Source organism: Microbacterium sp. UBA3486, assembly GCF_002377845.1.
In the GTDB taxonomy this organism is placed as follows: Bacteria; Actinomycetota; Actinomycetes; order Actinomycetales; family Microbacteriaceae; genus Microbacterium; species Microbacterium maritypicum_A.
Genome location: NZ_DFQP01000070.1, coordinates 62,378 through 76,511, shown reverse-complemented (window position 1 = coordinate 76,511; position 14,134 = coordinate 62,378). Strand labels below are relative to the sequence as shown.

General features: G+C 68.9%; 13 protein-coding genes, 1 tRNA gene and 1 pseudogene. 6 read left to right on the top strand and 9 right to left on the bottom strand.

The window, feature by feature from the left end; genetic code table 11:
- The 4 genes and pseudogenes from B2869_RS10030 to lysA all read right to left on the bottom strand — a co-directional run.
- Positions 1 to 231, bottom strand: a pseudogene (locus tag B2869_RS10030) (transcription termination factor Rho); the annotation flags it as partial.
- A 180-nt stretch (positions 232 to 411) separates the two neighbouring features.
- Positions 412 to 1,374, bottom strand: coding sequence for a homoserine kinase (gene thrB, locus B2869_RS10025; RefSeq protein WP_292765839.1), 963 nt, complete (start codon positions 1,372 to 1,374; stop codon positions 412 to 414).
- A gap of 2 nt (positions 1,375 to 1,376) precedes the next feature.
- Entirely contained in the window at positions 1,377 to 2,681 is a 1,305-nt protein-coding gene (locus B2869_RS10020) for a homoserine dehydrogenase (RefSeq protein WP_021199358.1), read from the bottom strand.
- A 21-nt stretch (positions 2,682 to 2,702) separates the two neighbouring features.
- Positions 2,703 to 4,121, bottom strand: coding sequence for a diaminopimelate decarboxylase (gene lysA / locus B2869_RS10015; RefSeq protein ID WP_292765836.1), 1,419 nt, complete (start codon positions 4,119 to 4,121; stop codon positions 2,703 to 2,705).
- Positions 4,122 to 4,268: 147 nt separating this feature from the next.
- Here lysA and B2869_RS10010 point away from each other — a divergent pair, with 147 nt between their 5' ends.
- Genes B2869_RS10010 through B2869_RS09995 form a run of 4 tightly spaced genes read left to right on the top strand, consistent with a single transcriptional unit; the run spans position 4,269 to position 7,584 of the window.
- Positions 4,269 to 5,315 carry a YihY/virulence factor BrkB family protein gene (locus B2869_RS10010; RefSeq protein WP_292765833.1) on the top strand — a complete coding sequence of 349 codons (1,047 nt, stop codon included), beginning with the start codon at positions 4,269 to 4,271 and terminating at the stop codon, positions 5,313 to 5,315.
- A 55-nt stretch (positions 5,316 to 5,370) separates the two neighbouring features.
- Entirely contained in the window at positions 5,371 to 6,273 is a 903-nt protein-coding gene (locus B2869_RS10005; RefSeq protein ID WP_292765830.1) for an alpha/beta fold hydrolase, read from the top strand.
- Positions 6,251 to 6,832: a TetR/AcrR family transcriptional regulator gene (locus B2869_RS10000; RefSeq protein ID WP_292765827.1), complete on the top strand. Its 582-nt coding sequence runs from the start codon at positions 6,251 to 6,253 to the stop codon at positions 6,830 to 6,832. The genes B2869_RS10005 and B2869_RS10000 overlap by 23 nt, the downstream gene beginning before the upstream one ends.
- A 2-nt stretch (positions 6,833 to 6,834) precedes the next feature.
- Entirely contained in the window at positions 6,835 to 7,584 is a 750-nt protein-coding gene (locus B2869_RS09995) for an alpha/beta fold hydrolase (protein WP_292765825.1), read from the top strand.
- Between the two features lie 43 nt (positions 7,585 to 7,627).
- On the opposite strand, the gene B2869_RS09990 is transcribed toward B2869_RS09995, so the two are convergent.
- Both B2869_RS09990 and argS read right to left on the bottom strand, forming a co-directional pair.
- The gene (locus B2869_RS09990) at positions 7,628 to 8,473 is read right to left on the bottom strand and encodes a DUF2993 domain-containing protein (protein ID WP_292765823.1); all 846 of its coding nucleotides are present in this window, start codon (positions 8,471 to 8,473) and stop codon (positions 7,628 to 7,630) included.
- A gap of 40 nt (positions 8,474 to 8,513) precedes the next feature.
- On the bottom strand, positions 8,514 to 10,178 hold the full coding sequence (argS, locus tag B2869_RS09985) for an arginine--tRNA ligase (RefSeq protein WP_292765820.1): 1,665 nt from the start codon (positions 10,176 to 10,178) through the stop codon (positions 8,514 to 8,516).
- Between the two features lie 92 nt (positions 10,179 to 10,270).
- On the opposite strand from argS, the gene B2869_RS09980 reads away from it, so the two are divergent.
- Together B2869_RS09980 and B2869_RS09975 are read left to right on the top strand one after the other, a co-directional pair.
- Complete coding sequence (locus B2869_RS09980; protein WP_243844754.1) at positions 10,271 to 11,086, top strand: SGNH/GDSL hydrolase family protein; 816 nt, start codon at positions 10,271 to 10,273, stop codon at positions 11,084 to 11,086.
- 16 nt (positions 11,087 to 11,102) lie between these two features.
- Positions 11,103 to 11,175: transfer RNA gene (locus tag B2869_RS09975), tRNA-Arg, on the top strand.
- Positions 11,176 to 11,338: 163 nt separating this feature from the next.
- Here the strand turns inward: B2869_RS09975 and B2869_RS09970 are convergent.
- The 3 genes from B2869_RS09970 to B2869_RS09960 form a co-directional block, all read right to left on the bottom strand.
- Complete coding sequence (locus tag B2869_RS09970; protein ID WP_292765813.1) at positions 11,339 to 12,199, bottom strand: helix-turn-helix transcriptional regulator; 861 nt, start codon at positions 12,197 to 12,199, stop codon at positions 11,339 to 11,341.
- A 93-nt stretch (positions 12,200 to 12,292) separates the two neighbouring features.
- Entirely contained in the window at positions 12,293 to 13,117 is an 825-nt protein-coding gene (locus tag B2869_RS09965; RefSeq protein ID WP_292765810.1) for an SDR family oxidoreductase, read from the bottom strand.
- A gap of 1 nt (position 13,118) precedes the next feature.
- Complete coding sequence (locus B2869_RS09960; RefSeq protein ID WP_292765807.1) at positions 13,119 to 14,003, bottom strand: aldo/keto reductase; 885 nt, start codon at positions 14,001 to 14,003, stop codon at positions 13,119 to 13,121.
- Positions 14,004 to 14,134 lie beyond the last annotated feature (131 nt).

The following is a 14,134-nucleotide window of genomic DNA, read 5'->3' as shown; positions in this document are numbered from 1 at the left end:
GGCGGATGCGGAATCGGCTGCAGCCGCTTCCGGCGCGGCATCCGTCTTCGCCGCCTTCTCGGCCTTCGCCGCCTCGGCCTTCTCGGCCTTGGCCGCAGCCGTCGCGGTGCTCGCACGACGCGGCGCGCGCTTGCGGGCAGGCGCGGACTCGGTCGTCGACTCCGCGGATGCCGCGGGTGCCTCGGCGGTGGGCGCCGACTGATCGTTCTGGGTCTCGGAGAGGTTCTCCACGAGTACTCCCTTATATGTCATGGGGAATGAGCGTTGAACGCACACAACGGGTGCTGCGCGCGATCGCACGGGCTGACGCTCGGCGCCAGCCAGCCTCGGCAGGCGGCTCTGGAATGAGCTCTGCCACAGGGGTTTGCGTGCGGGTCTTGCAAGAGATGCAATGGGGCCAGATTCACGCAGTTACGTGGAGCCCTCCGCTCGAGTCCCCACTGTACCACCACGGACGTCGACTGCGAGCAGGAGCGCCTCCCACGGGGTGTCGGTGACTCGATCGGCCAGCTCGACCGCATCCTGGCGGCTGCCGGGACCGTCGGCAAGCACGAGGACGCTCGGGCCGGCTCCGGAGACGACGGCCGCGAAGCCTGCGGCCCGCAGTGCCTGCACGAGACGCTGCGTCTCGGGCATGGCTCCGGCCCGGTAGTCCTGGTGCAGGCGGTCGGCGGTCGCGTCCAGGAGGAGTTCGGGGCTCTGCATCAGAGCGGCGATCAGCAACGCCGAGCGCGAGACGTTGAACACGGCATCGGCCGTGGACACCTGCGGGGGCTGCAGCGATCGCGCCTGCGACGTCGACATCGTGTACGCGGGGACGAGCACGAGAGGCGACACGCCGCGATGCACGAGCAGCTTCTTGTGCTGTGGTCCGCGCTCGGACATCCACGCGATCGTCAGCCCGCCGAATAGCGCCGGAGCCACGTTGTCGGGGTGGCCCTCCAGCTCGGTCGCGAGGCGGAGGAGGTCGGTGTCGCCGATCTCGACGTCGCCCGCGAGCAGACCCTTCGCGGCGAGGACTCCCGCGGCGACGGCGGCTCCGGAGGACCCGAGGCCGCGACCGTGCGGCACGCCGTTCTCGGCGACGATCCGCAGCCCGGGTACCGGGCGGCCAGCGTCGGCGAAGACATACGCGATGGTGCGGACGATCAGGTTCGACTCGTCGCGGGGGATCTCGGTCGCGCCGGATCCTGTCACCTCGATCTCCAGCTGGCCCGGGGGCAGGGCCGTCACCTCGAGGGTGTCGTAGATGCTGAGCGCCAGGCCCAGCGTGTCGAAGCCGGGGCCGAGGTTGGCGCTCGTCGCGGGAACCCGCACCTCGACGGTGCGCCCCGGGACCGCGTCACCCGCGGCCGGCGCGACGGCTGCTGCCATCGTCACTCGCCTTCCACCCGGAGCACCGAGACCACGCGGGCCACGACCTCGCTGTCGGCGAGAGCGTCGACGGTGGCGCTGAGTGCCTGCTCGGTCGCGCGATGCGTGCCGATGATCAGACGGGCGGTCGGTTCGTCCTCCCCCTCGACGGTCTGCACGACCGTCGCCACCGAGACGTCGCCGTCGCTGAGGATGCTCGCGACGGTGGCCAGCACGCCGGGCGCATCCGCGACCTCGAGCGTGATCTGGTAACGGGTGGTGACGTGGCCGATCGGCACGACGGGAAGGTTGGCGCGAGTGGACTCCCCCACCCCGACCCCGCCGGCGATGTGGCGACGAGCGGCCGAGACGACGTCGCCGAGCACCGCGGACGCGGTCTGCACACCGCCGGCACCTGCACCGTAGAACATCAGCGAGCCGGCGGCCTCGGCCTCGACGAACACCGCGTTGTTCGCGCCGTGCACGGAGGCGAGCGGATGCGAGGTGGGCACCAGGGCCGGGTAGACCCGCACCGAGATGGACTCGGCGCCGTTCGCCTCGATGCGCTCGCAGACGGCGAGCAGCTTGATCACGAAGCCGGCGGCGCGAGCCTCTTCGATCATGGAGGCCGTGATCGAGGTGATGCCCTCGCGGTAGACGGCGTCGAGCGGGACCGCGGTGTGGAACGCGAGACTCGCGAGGATGGCGGCCTTCTGCGCGGCGTCGTACCCCTCGACGTCGGCCGTGGGATCGGCCTCTGCGTAGCCCAGGCGCTGCGCATCGGCGAGCACGTCGGCGAAGTCGGCGCCCTCGGTGTCCATCCGGTCGAGGATGTAGTTCGTGGTGCCGTTCACGATGCCCATGATGCGCACCACACGGTCGCCGGCGAGCGAGTCGCGCAGCGGACGGATGATCGGGATCGCTCCCGCGGCCGCGGCCTCGTAGTACACGGAGGCGCCCACGCGGTCGGCCGCCTCGAAGAGTTCGGGCCCGTGCGTCGCCAGCAGCGCCTTGTTGGCTGTCACGACGTCGGCTCCGGATCCGATCGCCTGCAGGATGCTCGTACGGGCCGGCTCGATTCCGCCGATGAGCTCGATCACGATGTCGGCACCCAGGATCAGCGACTCGGCGTCGGTGGTGAAGAGCTCTTTGGGCAGGTCGACGTCACGGGGAGCGTCGATGTCGCGCACGGCGATGCCGGCGAGCTCCAGTTCGGCGCCGGCACGGTCGGCGAGCTCGTCGCCGTGTCGCAGCAGGAGAGCCGCCACCTGAGAGCCGACTGCCCCGGCACCCAGCAGCGCCACGCGAAGTCGTCGGTAGTCAGTCATGGTTACTCCTTCGGAGGTGGGTCATTGGTCTCCCTCGGGGGCGTTCGCCCCGTCGATGCCCGCGTCGCGGGCCAGCACGTCGTCGATGGTCTCGCCACGGACGATGACCGTAGAACGTCCATCGCGCACGGCGACGACCGGCGGACGCGGCACATGGTTGTAGTTGCTCGCGAGCGAGACGCAGTACGCGCCGGTCGCCGGAACCGCGAGCAGATCGCCCGGCACGAGGTCTTCGGGCAGGTACTCGTGGTCGACGACGATGTCGCCGGACTCGCAGTGCTTGCCGACCACGCGGCTGAGGCGGGGCCCGCCCTCGCCCACGCGGGAGGCGAGCCGTGCGGAGTACTGGGCCCCGTACAGAGCGGGACGCGCGTTGTCGCTCATGCCGCCGTCGACGCTGATGTAGCGGCGTACGGCTCCGGAATCGATCGTGACGTCCTTGGTCGTGCCGACCTCGTAGATCGTGACGCCCGCCGTACCGACGATGGCACGGCCCGGCTCGAAAGAGAGCGCAGGGACGGGGATGCCCCGAGCGGCGCAGTCCTCGGCGACGGCGGTGATGATCGCGCCTGCGAGTTCCTCGATGGGCGTCGGGTCGTCGACGCGCGTGTAGGCGATGCCGAAGCCGCCGCCGAGGTTGAGCTGCGGCACGGGGCCGCTCTCGAGCAGCGCCGCATGCAGGTCGAGCACGCGGGACGCCGATTCGCGGAACCCGGCGACGCCGAAGATCTGCGATCCGATGTGGCAGTGCAGACCGGCGAAGACCAGGCCGGGGATCTCACGGATGCGCGCGACGGCCTTCTCCGCATCCGGGAGCGGGAAGCCGAACTTCTGGTCCTCGTGAGCGGTCGCGAGGAAATCATGGGTCTCGGCATGGACCCCGCTGATCACGCGCACCAGCACACGCTGCGTGGCTCCGGTGCGAGCGGTGATCGCCGCGAGGCGCTCGATCTCGACGGCGCTGTCGACGATGATCGTGCCGACGCCGACCTCGACGGCTCTCTCCAGCTCGACGACCGACTTGTTGTTGCCGTGGAAGCCGATGGATGCCGGCACGACACCGGCCGCGAGAGCCACCGCCAGCTCTCCCCCGGTGCACACGTCGACGCGAAGTCCCTCGTCGACCACCCACCGCGCGACCGTGGTGCAGAGGAACGCCTTGCCCGCGTAATAGACCTGAGCCGTGGTGCCGTTCTCGGCCGCCGCCTGGTCGAAGGCGAGCCGGAACCGCCGTGCACGCCCCCGCACCTCGTCTTCGTCGAGCACCAGCAGCGGGGTGCCGTAGGTGCGGGCGAGCGTGGTGGCGCTGACGCCCGCGATGTCGAGAACGCCGTCGGGATCGCGCACCGCGGAGGCGGGCCAGACGCCGTCGGCGAGGTCGTTCGCGTCTTCGGGGACGGCGAGCCATTCCGGAGCGAGCGAATCGGCAGGGAGAAGCACTGATCACCAATCGTGGGAAGGATCTCGGGCGGGGCACGCACATCGAGGCTGACCCGATTCTAGGGCACCGCTCGGTCGCCCTTGGTCAGGGTGACGCGCGGCGTCAAGCCCCTGCGGGTGACCGGCGTCGCCTCATAGTGTGGGGGCGTGACGAACAGCGAAACGAGATCAGACTCCCCCGCAGGGCCGGGGCTCATCGCGCGCATCACCGGGCCGGTGATCGCCTGGGCTCTCGCGCGCCGACCGGTGCGTGCCGCGCTGCTCTACACGGAGCGTCGCGGACCGATGCTCGCCGACAGCGTCACGTACCGGGCGCTCTTCAGCGTGTTCGCCGGCGTGCTGCTGGGCTTCTCCATCGCGGCGCTGTGGCTCGCCGGGAATCCCGTGGCCTGGCAGGCGATCATCGACTCCGTGCAGACGGCGGTACCGGGGCTCATCGGCGAGGACGGCGTGATCAAGACCGAGGACCTGCGTGCGCCCGCCTCGCTGTCGATCGCCGGGATCATCTCCCTCGTCGCCCTCGTGGGGTCCGCGCTCGGCGCCATCGGCTCACTGCGCACCGCCGTGCGCGTGCTCGCCGGGACGGTGCAGGACGACATCCTCTGGATCTGGGTGATCCTGCGCAACCTCGCGCTCGCGCTCGGCATCGGTGTCGCGTTCGTCGCCTCGGCCTTCCTCACGTTCGCCGGCCAGCTCGGCGTCACATGGATCGCCGGAATGCTCGGCCTTCCCGAGGACTCGCCCCTCGCGGCCTGGACGGTGCGCCTGGTGTCGCTCGTGGTCGTCTTCGCCCTGGATGCGGTGATCATCATCGGCGTGTTCCGCCTGCTGTCCGGTGTCCGCCCGTCGCCCCGATCGCTCTGGTCCGGTGCACTGTTGGGCGCACTGGGACTCCTGGCGCTGCAGGAGCTGTCGGGCCTGTTCGTGGGTGGCGCCACGAGCAATCCGCTGCTGGCCTCGTTCGCCTCGCTGCTCGCGCTGCTGATCTGGCTGAACTTCTCCGCGCAGGTGATGCTGTTCGCCTGCGCCTACATCGTGACGGCCGAAGAGGAGAAGTCCGATCGCGTGCACGCGAAGTTCGCGGCGACCACGTTTCCGCAGCGACGGCTGCAGCGCGCGGAGGTCGACGTGCAGATCGCCACGGCCGAACTGCGAGCGGCGCAGAAGGCCGCGAGTCCTGACGCCACTTCGTGACCGGGCGCCCTCGTTGTGACCAGATCGAGTAGATTGGTCACAACGAGAGGGTGCTATGAATCCCCGACGCACGAGCATCGGCCTCCCCCATGCCACGGTCTCCGCCCTGGAGTGGCGACCGGCATCCGAGTCCGGTATGCCCGTCCTGCTCCTGCACGGCGGTGGTGCCGATAACGCCGAACTCTCGTGGAGTGCGGTCGGACATGCTCTCGCCGAGGCGGGGCATCGCGTGATCGCGCCCGACCATCCTGGCTTCGGGCAGAGCCCACGTCCGGAGCGGCCGCTCACTCAGGAGCGGCTCGTTCGATACGTGGGCGAGCTCGTCGACGGGATCGGTCTCTCCGACTACGCCGTCGCCGGCCTCTCGCTCGGCGGCGGCATGGCGGTCGGGCATCTGCTGGATCGACCCGGCCGCGCACGATCAGCGATACTGCTCGGATGCTATGGTCTGATGCCCCGTCTGGCCGACGGCTTCTCCGGTCGGTTCACGCACTTCGGCACATTCCTCCTGCTGCGTTCGGGTCTGCTCGCCCGGATGACCCGCGCGTACGCGCACAACCGTTCGGCGATGGAACGAGGGCTGCGAGAACTGGTGCGGAATCCGACAGCGCGCACGCCTGAACTCGTGGATGCGGTGCTCGCCGAGGCCGCCACCGGCACCGGCCTGGAGGTCTTCGGGGAATGGCAGCGCGATCAGGTGCTCTGGAATCGACTGCGCACCGTGTACGTCGAGCAGCTGCCTTCGATCACGACACCCACGCTCCTCGTGCACGGCGATCGTGACTCCGGCGTTCCCCTCGCGCGCATCCGGTTCGCCGCCGAGCAGCTGCCGGTGGGGTCGCTGGTGACCGTGCCCGATGCCGGCCACTGGGTGCAGCGCGACCGCGCCGACCTCGTCATCCCGGCGATGCGGGACCACCTGGAAAGGAGCGGCGATGCCCAGGCCCCGCGTCCCTGACCGTCGCGAGCGCATCCTCGACGCGGCCGAACGACTGGTGCTCGCGCAGGGCTTCGACACCGTGAGCGTGGCGTCGATCGCCGACGGCGCCGGGATCGCCAAGGGCGCGGTCTACCTGGAGTTCAGCGGCAAGCGGGAGATCCTCGATGCACTCCTGCAGCGCGGGACGGCGCGCATGAATGACCGCGTGAGCCGCGAACTGGGCGACCGACCCCGCCTGAGTTCCGCGTATCGCGCCTCCGCACGCGCGCTGAGCGCCGATGCGCTGATGACGGCGGCGTTCCTCGACGACCGTGGCATCCTCGGTGCGCACGTGGCGGAGATCACGGACGGCCGGTATCGCGATCGGCAGCGGCGCGTCATCGACTGGCTGCACGGCATGCAGCGGCGCGGCGAGATCGTGGCGGACGTGGACGTCGAGGCGCTCGCCCTCGCGCTCTCGAGCGCGTCGATCGGGCTGCTCTCGGCGGCACGACTGCTCGGGCCGTTCGACTCCGCTCAGCTCGAACGCGCGATCGACACGATCGGCCGCATGGCCGAGACCTTCGAGAGGACCTGACGATGCATGTGGAGAGCTTCGGAGCACGCGACGGACATCCCCTGCTGCTCCTGCACGGTGGAGGTGTCGCCGGGTGGATGTGGGAGCCGTTGCGCGCCCACCTCAGCGAGCGTCTGCGCATCGTCGTCCCCGATCTTCCCGGACATGGTCACAGCACCGACGAGGCATACGTGTCTCACGCGGTCACGACCGCTGCCCTCGCCCGCGTGCTGGACGACGTCGGGAGACCTGCCACCGTCATCGGCTTCTCACTCGGCGCCCAGCTGACCGTGCAGCTCGCTGCGCAGCACGCAGAGAGGGTGCGGAACGTCGTCGTGGTCAGCGCACAGGCCGCTCCGATGTGGGCGACCCGCCTCACACTCGCCCTCCTCGGCGCGACCGCGGGCCTCGCGAAGAAGCAGTGGTTCGCCCGTATGCAGGCCCGGGAGCTGTTCATCCCGGGCGAGCTCCTGGACGACTACGTGCGCACGTCGGCCGGCATCTCACGGGAGAGTCTGCTGCGCTCGGTCGAGGAGAACCTTCGATTCTCACCACCGGCAGCCTGGCGGTGGTATCCCGGAGCGGCGTCGATCCTCGTCGGGGGGAAGGAGAGGCCACTCATGAAGCGCTCGGCGGCTCTGCTCCACGCCTCACTCCCCCACAGCGATCTGCGAATCGTCGACGACTGCGGACACGGCATCCCCCTGCAGCGTCCCTCGTGGCTCGCCCGACACATCGAGGCGACACTCGACGAGCACCCTCAGCCGGCATAGCCCCGGGATGCCGCCGAGAGCGCCGCCGGAAAGCGACTCGGGGTCAGCTCGGGCAGACGCCCTTGTCCTGGAGCGTGGTGTCGGTGACGATCGCCCCGTTCACATCGATATCGATCACGGCGGCACCGTCGACGACCTCGAGTCCGGTGAGGGTGAGTCCGGCCGGCAGCCTATCGGCGACGCATACCCGTTGCGGTTGCGTCAGGCCCTCGCCGAGGGAGCCGAGCGTGGAAGCGGCCCGGTCGAGATCGATGTCGAGTCCGCCGATGCTCGCGGCGACCGGGGTGAACTCGAGATCGCCGTCGACCGTGCCGGGCGTGAGGGTCAATGACAGCGGGACCGCAGCTCCGAGCACGCTGATCGACCCGCTCACCGTGGCGTTCGGGGCAGCGAATTCCACGGAGTCGACGGGCAGATCGGTGCCGGCGAGCAGAGACGTGAACTGCTCCTGGTCGATGCGGATGGCCCCGGAGGCGCCGCCCAGATCGCCGCCGTGCAGCGGGACGTCCGTCGCTGTCACATCGACGGCGCCCGTGATGCCCTCCAACGTCACCGAATCCGTCGACAGACGCAGCGTGTCGAGGGTGCCGCCGATCAGCTGCGGCAGCAGGAGTCCCTGCGTCTCGACGTCGAGCTGCTGGTCGGCGGGCAGGTCGAGCTGTTCCACGACGATCGACCGCACGACGCCGGGGAGCACGGCTCGAGCGATGAGTTCCGCGGCGACCACGAGCACCGCGAGCACGACGACCACGATCAGCAGCACCCATGGCCAGCGGGGCCTTGTGCGCGGCGCGGCCGCCTCCTGAGCGGAGGCGGAACCGGGGATCACGAGCGTCGGATGCTCCGCGGCGGCGTCGGGGTACGGCAGGGTGTGGTTGTCGTCGCTCATGCCTGCCATCCTGCCGTACCGAGGAGAACGCCGAGCCGCACTACATCCGCTCTGGTGCGGAGACGCCGAGGAGCTCGAGTCCGTTGCGCAGCACCTGACCGGTGGCGTCGTTGAGCCACAGCCGGGTGCGGTGGACGCTCTCGATCGGGTCTTCGCTCAGCGGGATCACGCGGCAGTTGTCGTACCAGCGGTGGTACAGGCCGGCGAGCTCCTCGAGGTAGCGGGCGACACGGTGCGGTTCGCGCACCTCGGCGGCGAACGCCACGATGCGCGGGAACTCCTGCAGCGCGCCGAGCAGCGCGGCCTCTGTCTCGTGCGTGAGGGTCTCGGGAGCGAACTCCGAGCGGTCCACACCGGACTGGCCGGCGTTGCGTGCGACGTTGTGGGTACGCGCGTGGGCGTACTGCACGTAGAACACCGGATTGTCGTTCGTGCGCTTCTGCAGCAGCTCGGGGTCGAGGTCGAGCGGCGAGTCGGCAGGCGAGCGCTCCAGCGAGTACCGCAGCGCATCGCTACCGAGCCAGTCGAGCAGATCATCCATCTCGATGATGTTTCCCGCACGCTTGCTGAGGCGCGCACCGTTGATCGACACCATCTGGCCGATGAGCACCTGGACGTTCTTCTCCGGGTCCTCTCCTGCCGCTCCGGCGACGGCCTTGAGGCGGTGCACGTAACCGTGGTGGTCGGCGCCGAGAAGGTAGATCTTGTTCTGGAAGCCGCGGTCGCCCTTGTTCAGGTAGTAGGCGGCGTCGGCGGCGAAGTACGTGTACTCGCCGTTCGACCGGCGGATGACACGATCCTTGTCGTCACCGAAGTCGGTCGTGCGCACCCACACGGCGCCCTCGTCGTCGAACACGTGTCCCTGTTCGCGCAGACGGTCGACGGCCTGGTCGATCAGGCTCGTGCCGGACGCATCCTTGGCGTGCAGCGTGCGCTCCGAGAACCAGACGTCGAACGGCACGTTGAAGCGGTCCAGCGAGCTCTTGATCTCGGCGAGCTGGAATTCGTACGCGAGTTCCATCGCGACAGCGGACTGCTCGGCATCCGGCAGCTGCAGCAGGTCGGGTCGCGCCTCGAGCACACGGCCGGCGAGGGTCGTGATGTACGCGCCCGGGTAGCCGCCCTCGGGGGTGGGCTCGCCCTTCGCCGCCGCGAGCACCGAGCTCGCGAAGCGCTCCATCTGCGCACCGGCGTCGTTGATGTAGTACTCACGCACGGCGTTCGCACCGCTCGCGAGGAGCAGACGCACGATCGAGTCGCCGAGAGCAGCCCAGCGCGTATGGGCGATGTGCAGCGGACCGGTCGGGTTCGCGGAGACGAACTCGACGTTCACGCTCACTCCCGCCTGCGACGCGTTCGTGCCATAAGCGCTACCGGCATCGACGATGACCTTCGCCAGCGCACCCGCCGCTGCGGCATCGAGACGGATGTTGATGAACCCGGGGCCCGCGACCTCGGCGTTGGCGATGCCGTCGACCTCGGCGAGGCCGTCGACGATCTGCTGCGCGAGCTCGCGCGGGTTCGTGCCGAACGGCTTGGCCAGGCGCATGGCGATGTTCGAGGACCAGTCGCCGTGGTCGCGGTTGCGGGGGCGCTCGAGCACGATGTCGGATGCAGCGAGCTCCAGCGGCTCGCCGGGACGTCGTTCCTCGGCGATCGGGGCGAGGACGGCGAGGAGGGCTGCGGCGAGGGTTTCGGGGTTCATAGCCTCCCCAGTTTACGGGGCAGGGAGTGCACGACCGACGGCGCGGGGCTCCCCGAATTTGCGTTCGGCCTCCGGTGATCTACTCTCATGCCATGAAGCCGCCCGCCACCCGTCGCCGAGTGGGCGCCGCCGGTATCGCCGCCGGCCTGCTCATCGCCGTCGCGGCAGTGGTCCTCGGCGTGTGGCGGCCATGGATCCCGGCGCCCTCCACGACTCCGATCAGCGCACCCGCCGATGCGGCATCCGGCCCCTCGGCGGTCATCGCTCCGGCGCCGCTCGTCCTGCCGGAGCATCCGACCGTGCTGGTGTTCGGCGACTCCTGGACCTACGGTTCGGCGGCGACCGTCCCGACCCTCGGCTACGCCTACCTGTTGGCGGACCTGCTCGACGGCGAAACCGTCGTGAACGGAGTCCGCGGGAGCGGATACCTGAAGCCCGGGATCGACGGCCCCTCCTTCGGCGAGCGGATCGCCGCCCTCGACACGTCCCTCTCGCCGGATCTCGTCATCATCCAGGGGTCCATCAACGACCGCGCACAGGGTGTCGCCGGGTACCGCGAGGCCGTCAACGCCGCGTGGGACGCGATGGCCGCCACCTACCCGGAGGCGACGATCGTGGTGCTCGGTCCGGCGCCGCACGAGCTCCCCGTGGGCGCGGCCACCGCGCGTATCGACGCGGATCTCTCCGAGCTCGCCGCCGCACGCGGCTGGTGGTACATCTCCCCCATCGCCCAGGACTGGATCACCCCGCAGAACTACCTCGACGTGATCGACGTGGAAGCGGGACGCCAGCATCCCTCCACGGACGGCCACCGTTATCTGGCCGAGAAGCTCGCTGCGGCGCTGGACGAACTGCGCGCCGCGCCCGTCACCGTGGCCGGTGGGTCGGAGACCACCCCCGACGAGTGATATTGTCGATCGGTACGCCTCCGTAGCTCAGTGGATAGAGCGCCGGTTTCCGGTACCGTAGGTCGCAGGTTCGACTCCTGTCGGGGGCACACACGTTGTACGCGAATGGAACGTCAATCCATACGAAGTCCATCCGAGTATGAGAAAGCCGCCTGGTTCCAGGCGGCTTTTCTCGTCAACAGGACCGGCGAGCACTAGTGGGGCTTCGGACCCGCGTCATGGCGAGCACCGGGCCCGCTCGACGTCGGTGGATCACTCCGACTGAGCGCTCTCCATGGCGGACAGACTCCCCAGCAATCGGAGACGCTCTTCGGTGGGGCCGCCCGGCGAGGGGGTCATGGTGAACATGACGAGCCCGGGATCCGCAGGCAGCTCGAAAGCCTCGTAGTCGAAGAAGAGCGCCCCGACGTCCGGATGGTGGATCCGTTTGCTTCCGGTGCGGTGGAAGCGAACATCGTGGGCTGCCCAGCGCGTACGGAAGACGTCACTACGCGTGACGAGTTCGCCGATCAGATCGGTGAGGTCCTTGTCGTGCGGGTTGCGTCCCGCTTCGATTCTGAGTGAGGCGACGATGCTGTTGGCCCCGGACTCCCAATCGACGTAGAAGTTCTGCGCAGCGGGGTTGAAGAACGTGTAACGGGCGTTGTTGCGCTGATTGGCGGCGTCGTCCAGAATCGGCGCGAAGACGGCCCGACCGATGACGTTCACGGCGAGGAAGTCCTTGCGTGCGTTCGAGATGTAGGCGGGAACGCTGATGCTGTCCAGGAGTCGCTGAAGCGCGGGCCGGATGACGGGCGTCGCAGCCCGCGGACGTGCGCGTGCAGAACGGTTCGGGGCGGCGTTTCGGGCGAGGTCATGGAGGTGGGCGAGCTCGGCGTCGTCGAGGTGGAGTGCGCGCCCGAGCGACTCGAGCACTTCCGGAGAGACGCCGGACAGGTTGCCGCGCTCCATCCTGGCGTAATAGTCGACGCTCATCCCGGCCAACATGGCCACCTCTTCGCGGCGGAGACCGGTGACACGTCGTCGGCCTCCGCCGATGATGCCGGCCTGCTCCGGGGTGAGTCGTGCTCGCCGCGTGGAGAGGAACTCACTCACCTCGGCTCGTTGTGTCATGCCTGCCACGTCGTGCCTTCCCGTCGTGTGTGGATGGGTGTCGTGTGCGGATACGTACCGACCGGGGGCGCTCACGAGCCGCCGGTCGACGAGCTACCGGCCGAGCCGGCTCAGGTCGTCCCGCACGGTGGCCGGTTCGTCGATGAGAGGCATGTTCGGCATGTCGAGTGCGCCGTCGATTCCAGTATCTCGGACGAGCGCCTCGAACTCGGGGGCCAGGTCCTCCTGCGCTGCCCCTCGCTCCGCGACCAATTCAAGGGTTCGGTGGTCCGCCGCGTCGATCTCCAGACAGTCGAGCAGCACGCGCGCGATCTGGTCGCGGGCGATGACCCCGTCTGCCGGCGAGGCCGTGCTGTACTGGTCCCCTTGGCGGAAGACGATGTGGCGCTCGTCCGGTGCGTTGTAGTCGAACCAGCCGGGGCGGACGACCGTGTACCGGTTGCCGGACGCGCGGACGAGGCGCTCGGCCCTCCGTTTCCAGTCGTGACCTTCGTTCGCCCGATCCGTCGTGCCGACAGCGGTCATCAGGGCGATGCGCACAGGGCGTCCGTCGAGCACAGTGAGCACATTGGCCACTGCTCCGTAGTCGACCTTCTCTGCGACACCATGGCCACCATGGGAGCCGTGGACGAAGACCACGGAGCCGATCCCGGCGACAGCGTCCGCCAGCGTCTCGGCCGAGGTGAGATCGCCGATGACGAAGACCACGGAGCCGATCCCGGCGACAGCGTCCGCCAGCGTCTCGGCCGAGGTGAGATCGCCGATGACGATCTCCGCGCCCTCCGGGACCCGCGCGGCACGAGATGCGTCACGCACCAACGCGCGCACGTGTCGTCCTCTCGTGAGAGCCTCGCGGACGACGTGCACGCCGATGCTTCCGGTCGCCCCCACGACGAGAACCGTGGACTGCTCGCTCATGTCAGTTCTCCGGGATATCGCGACCGAACGCCTCGAGCGTGATGACCTCGGGCTCCGGGCCCCCGCGAACGCCGGTATCGAGAGCGTCGATGCGAGCGATCTCGTCGTCGGTGAGTTCGAAGTCGAACACGTCGAAGTTCTCCGCAATACGAGCAGGCTTCACCGACTTGGGGATGGCCTGGACGCCGTTCTGGATGTGCCAGCGGAGCATCACCTGCGCTGCCGACTTTCCATGTGCGTCGGCGATGGCGACGATGACGGGGTCGTTGAACGTGGTCTGGGAATCGTCCCCTCGGTAGGACGTGATGCCGCCGATGGGCGACCAGGCCTGTGTGAGGATGCCGCGGTCCTTGCCGAACGCCTGCAGCTCGCGCTGCTGGAAGTACGGGTGCACCTCGATCTGGTTCACCGCCGGCACGATCTCGGTCTGCGCGAGCAGCGTCGTGAGGTGGTCGACCATGAAGTTGCTCACGCCGATGGCGCGGACCTTGCCCTCGGCGAGGAGAGTCTCCAGCGCCGTGTAGGCGGCGATGGTCTTGTCGAACTCACCGGGGAGGGCCTGGTGGAGGATGAAGAGGTCGATGACGTCGACTTGGAGCTTGCGGGCGCTCTTCTCGAATGCGTGCAGCGTCTGGTCGTAGCCGTAGTCGCTGATCCAGACCTTCGACTCGATGAACACGTCGTCGCGGGAAAGACCGGACGCCTTGATGGCGTCGCCCACTCCTCGCTCGTTGGCGTATGCGGCGGCGGTATCGATGAGACGGTACCCCGTGGAGAGGGCGGAAGAGACAGCCTCGACCGTTTCGTCCGGCGGTGTCTGGAAGACGCCGAAACCCAATGCGGGCATCTCGACGCCGTTGTTCAGGGTGAGGTGAGTGTTCGTCATGGGATCGACACTATGACCATCCATCAGCACCTGGGAGTGACTGTCGTTACACGGATAAGCGGTCAGTCCCGCCCGCCGCAACGCAGCACCAGGGGCCACCTATCCAGGTAACAGCAGAGCACCCCAGGCGA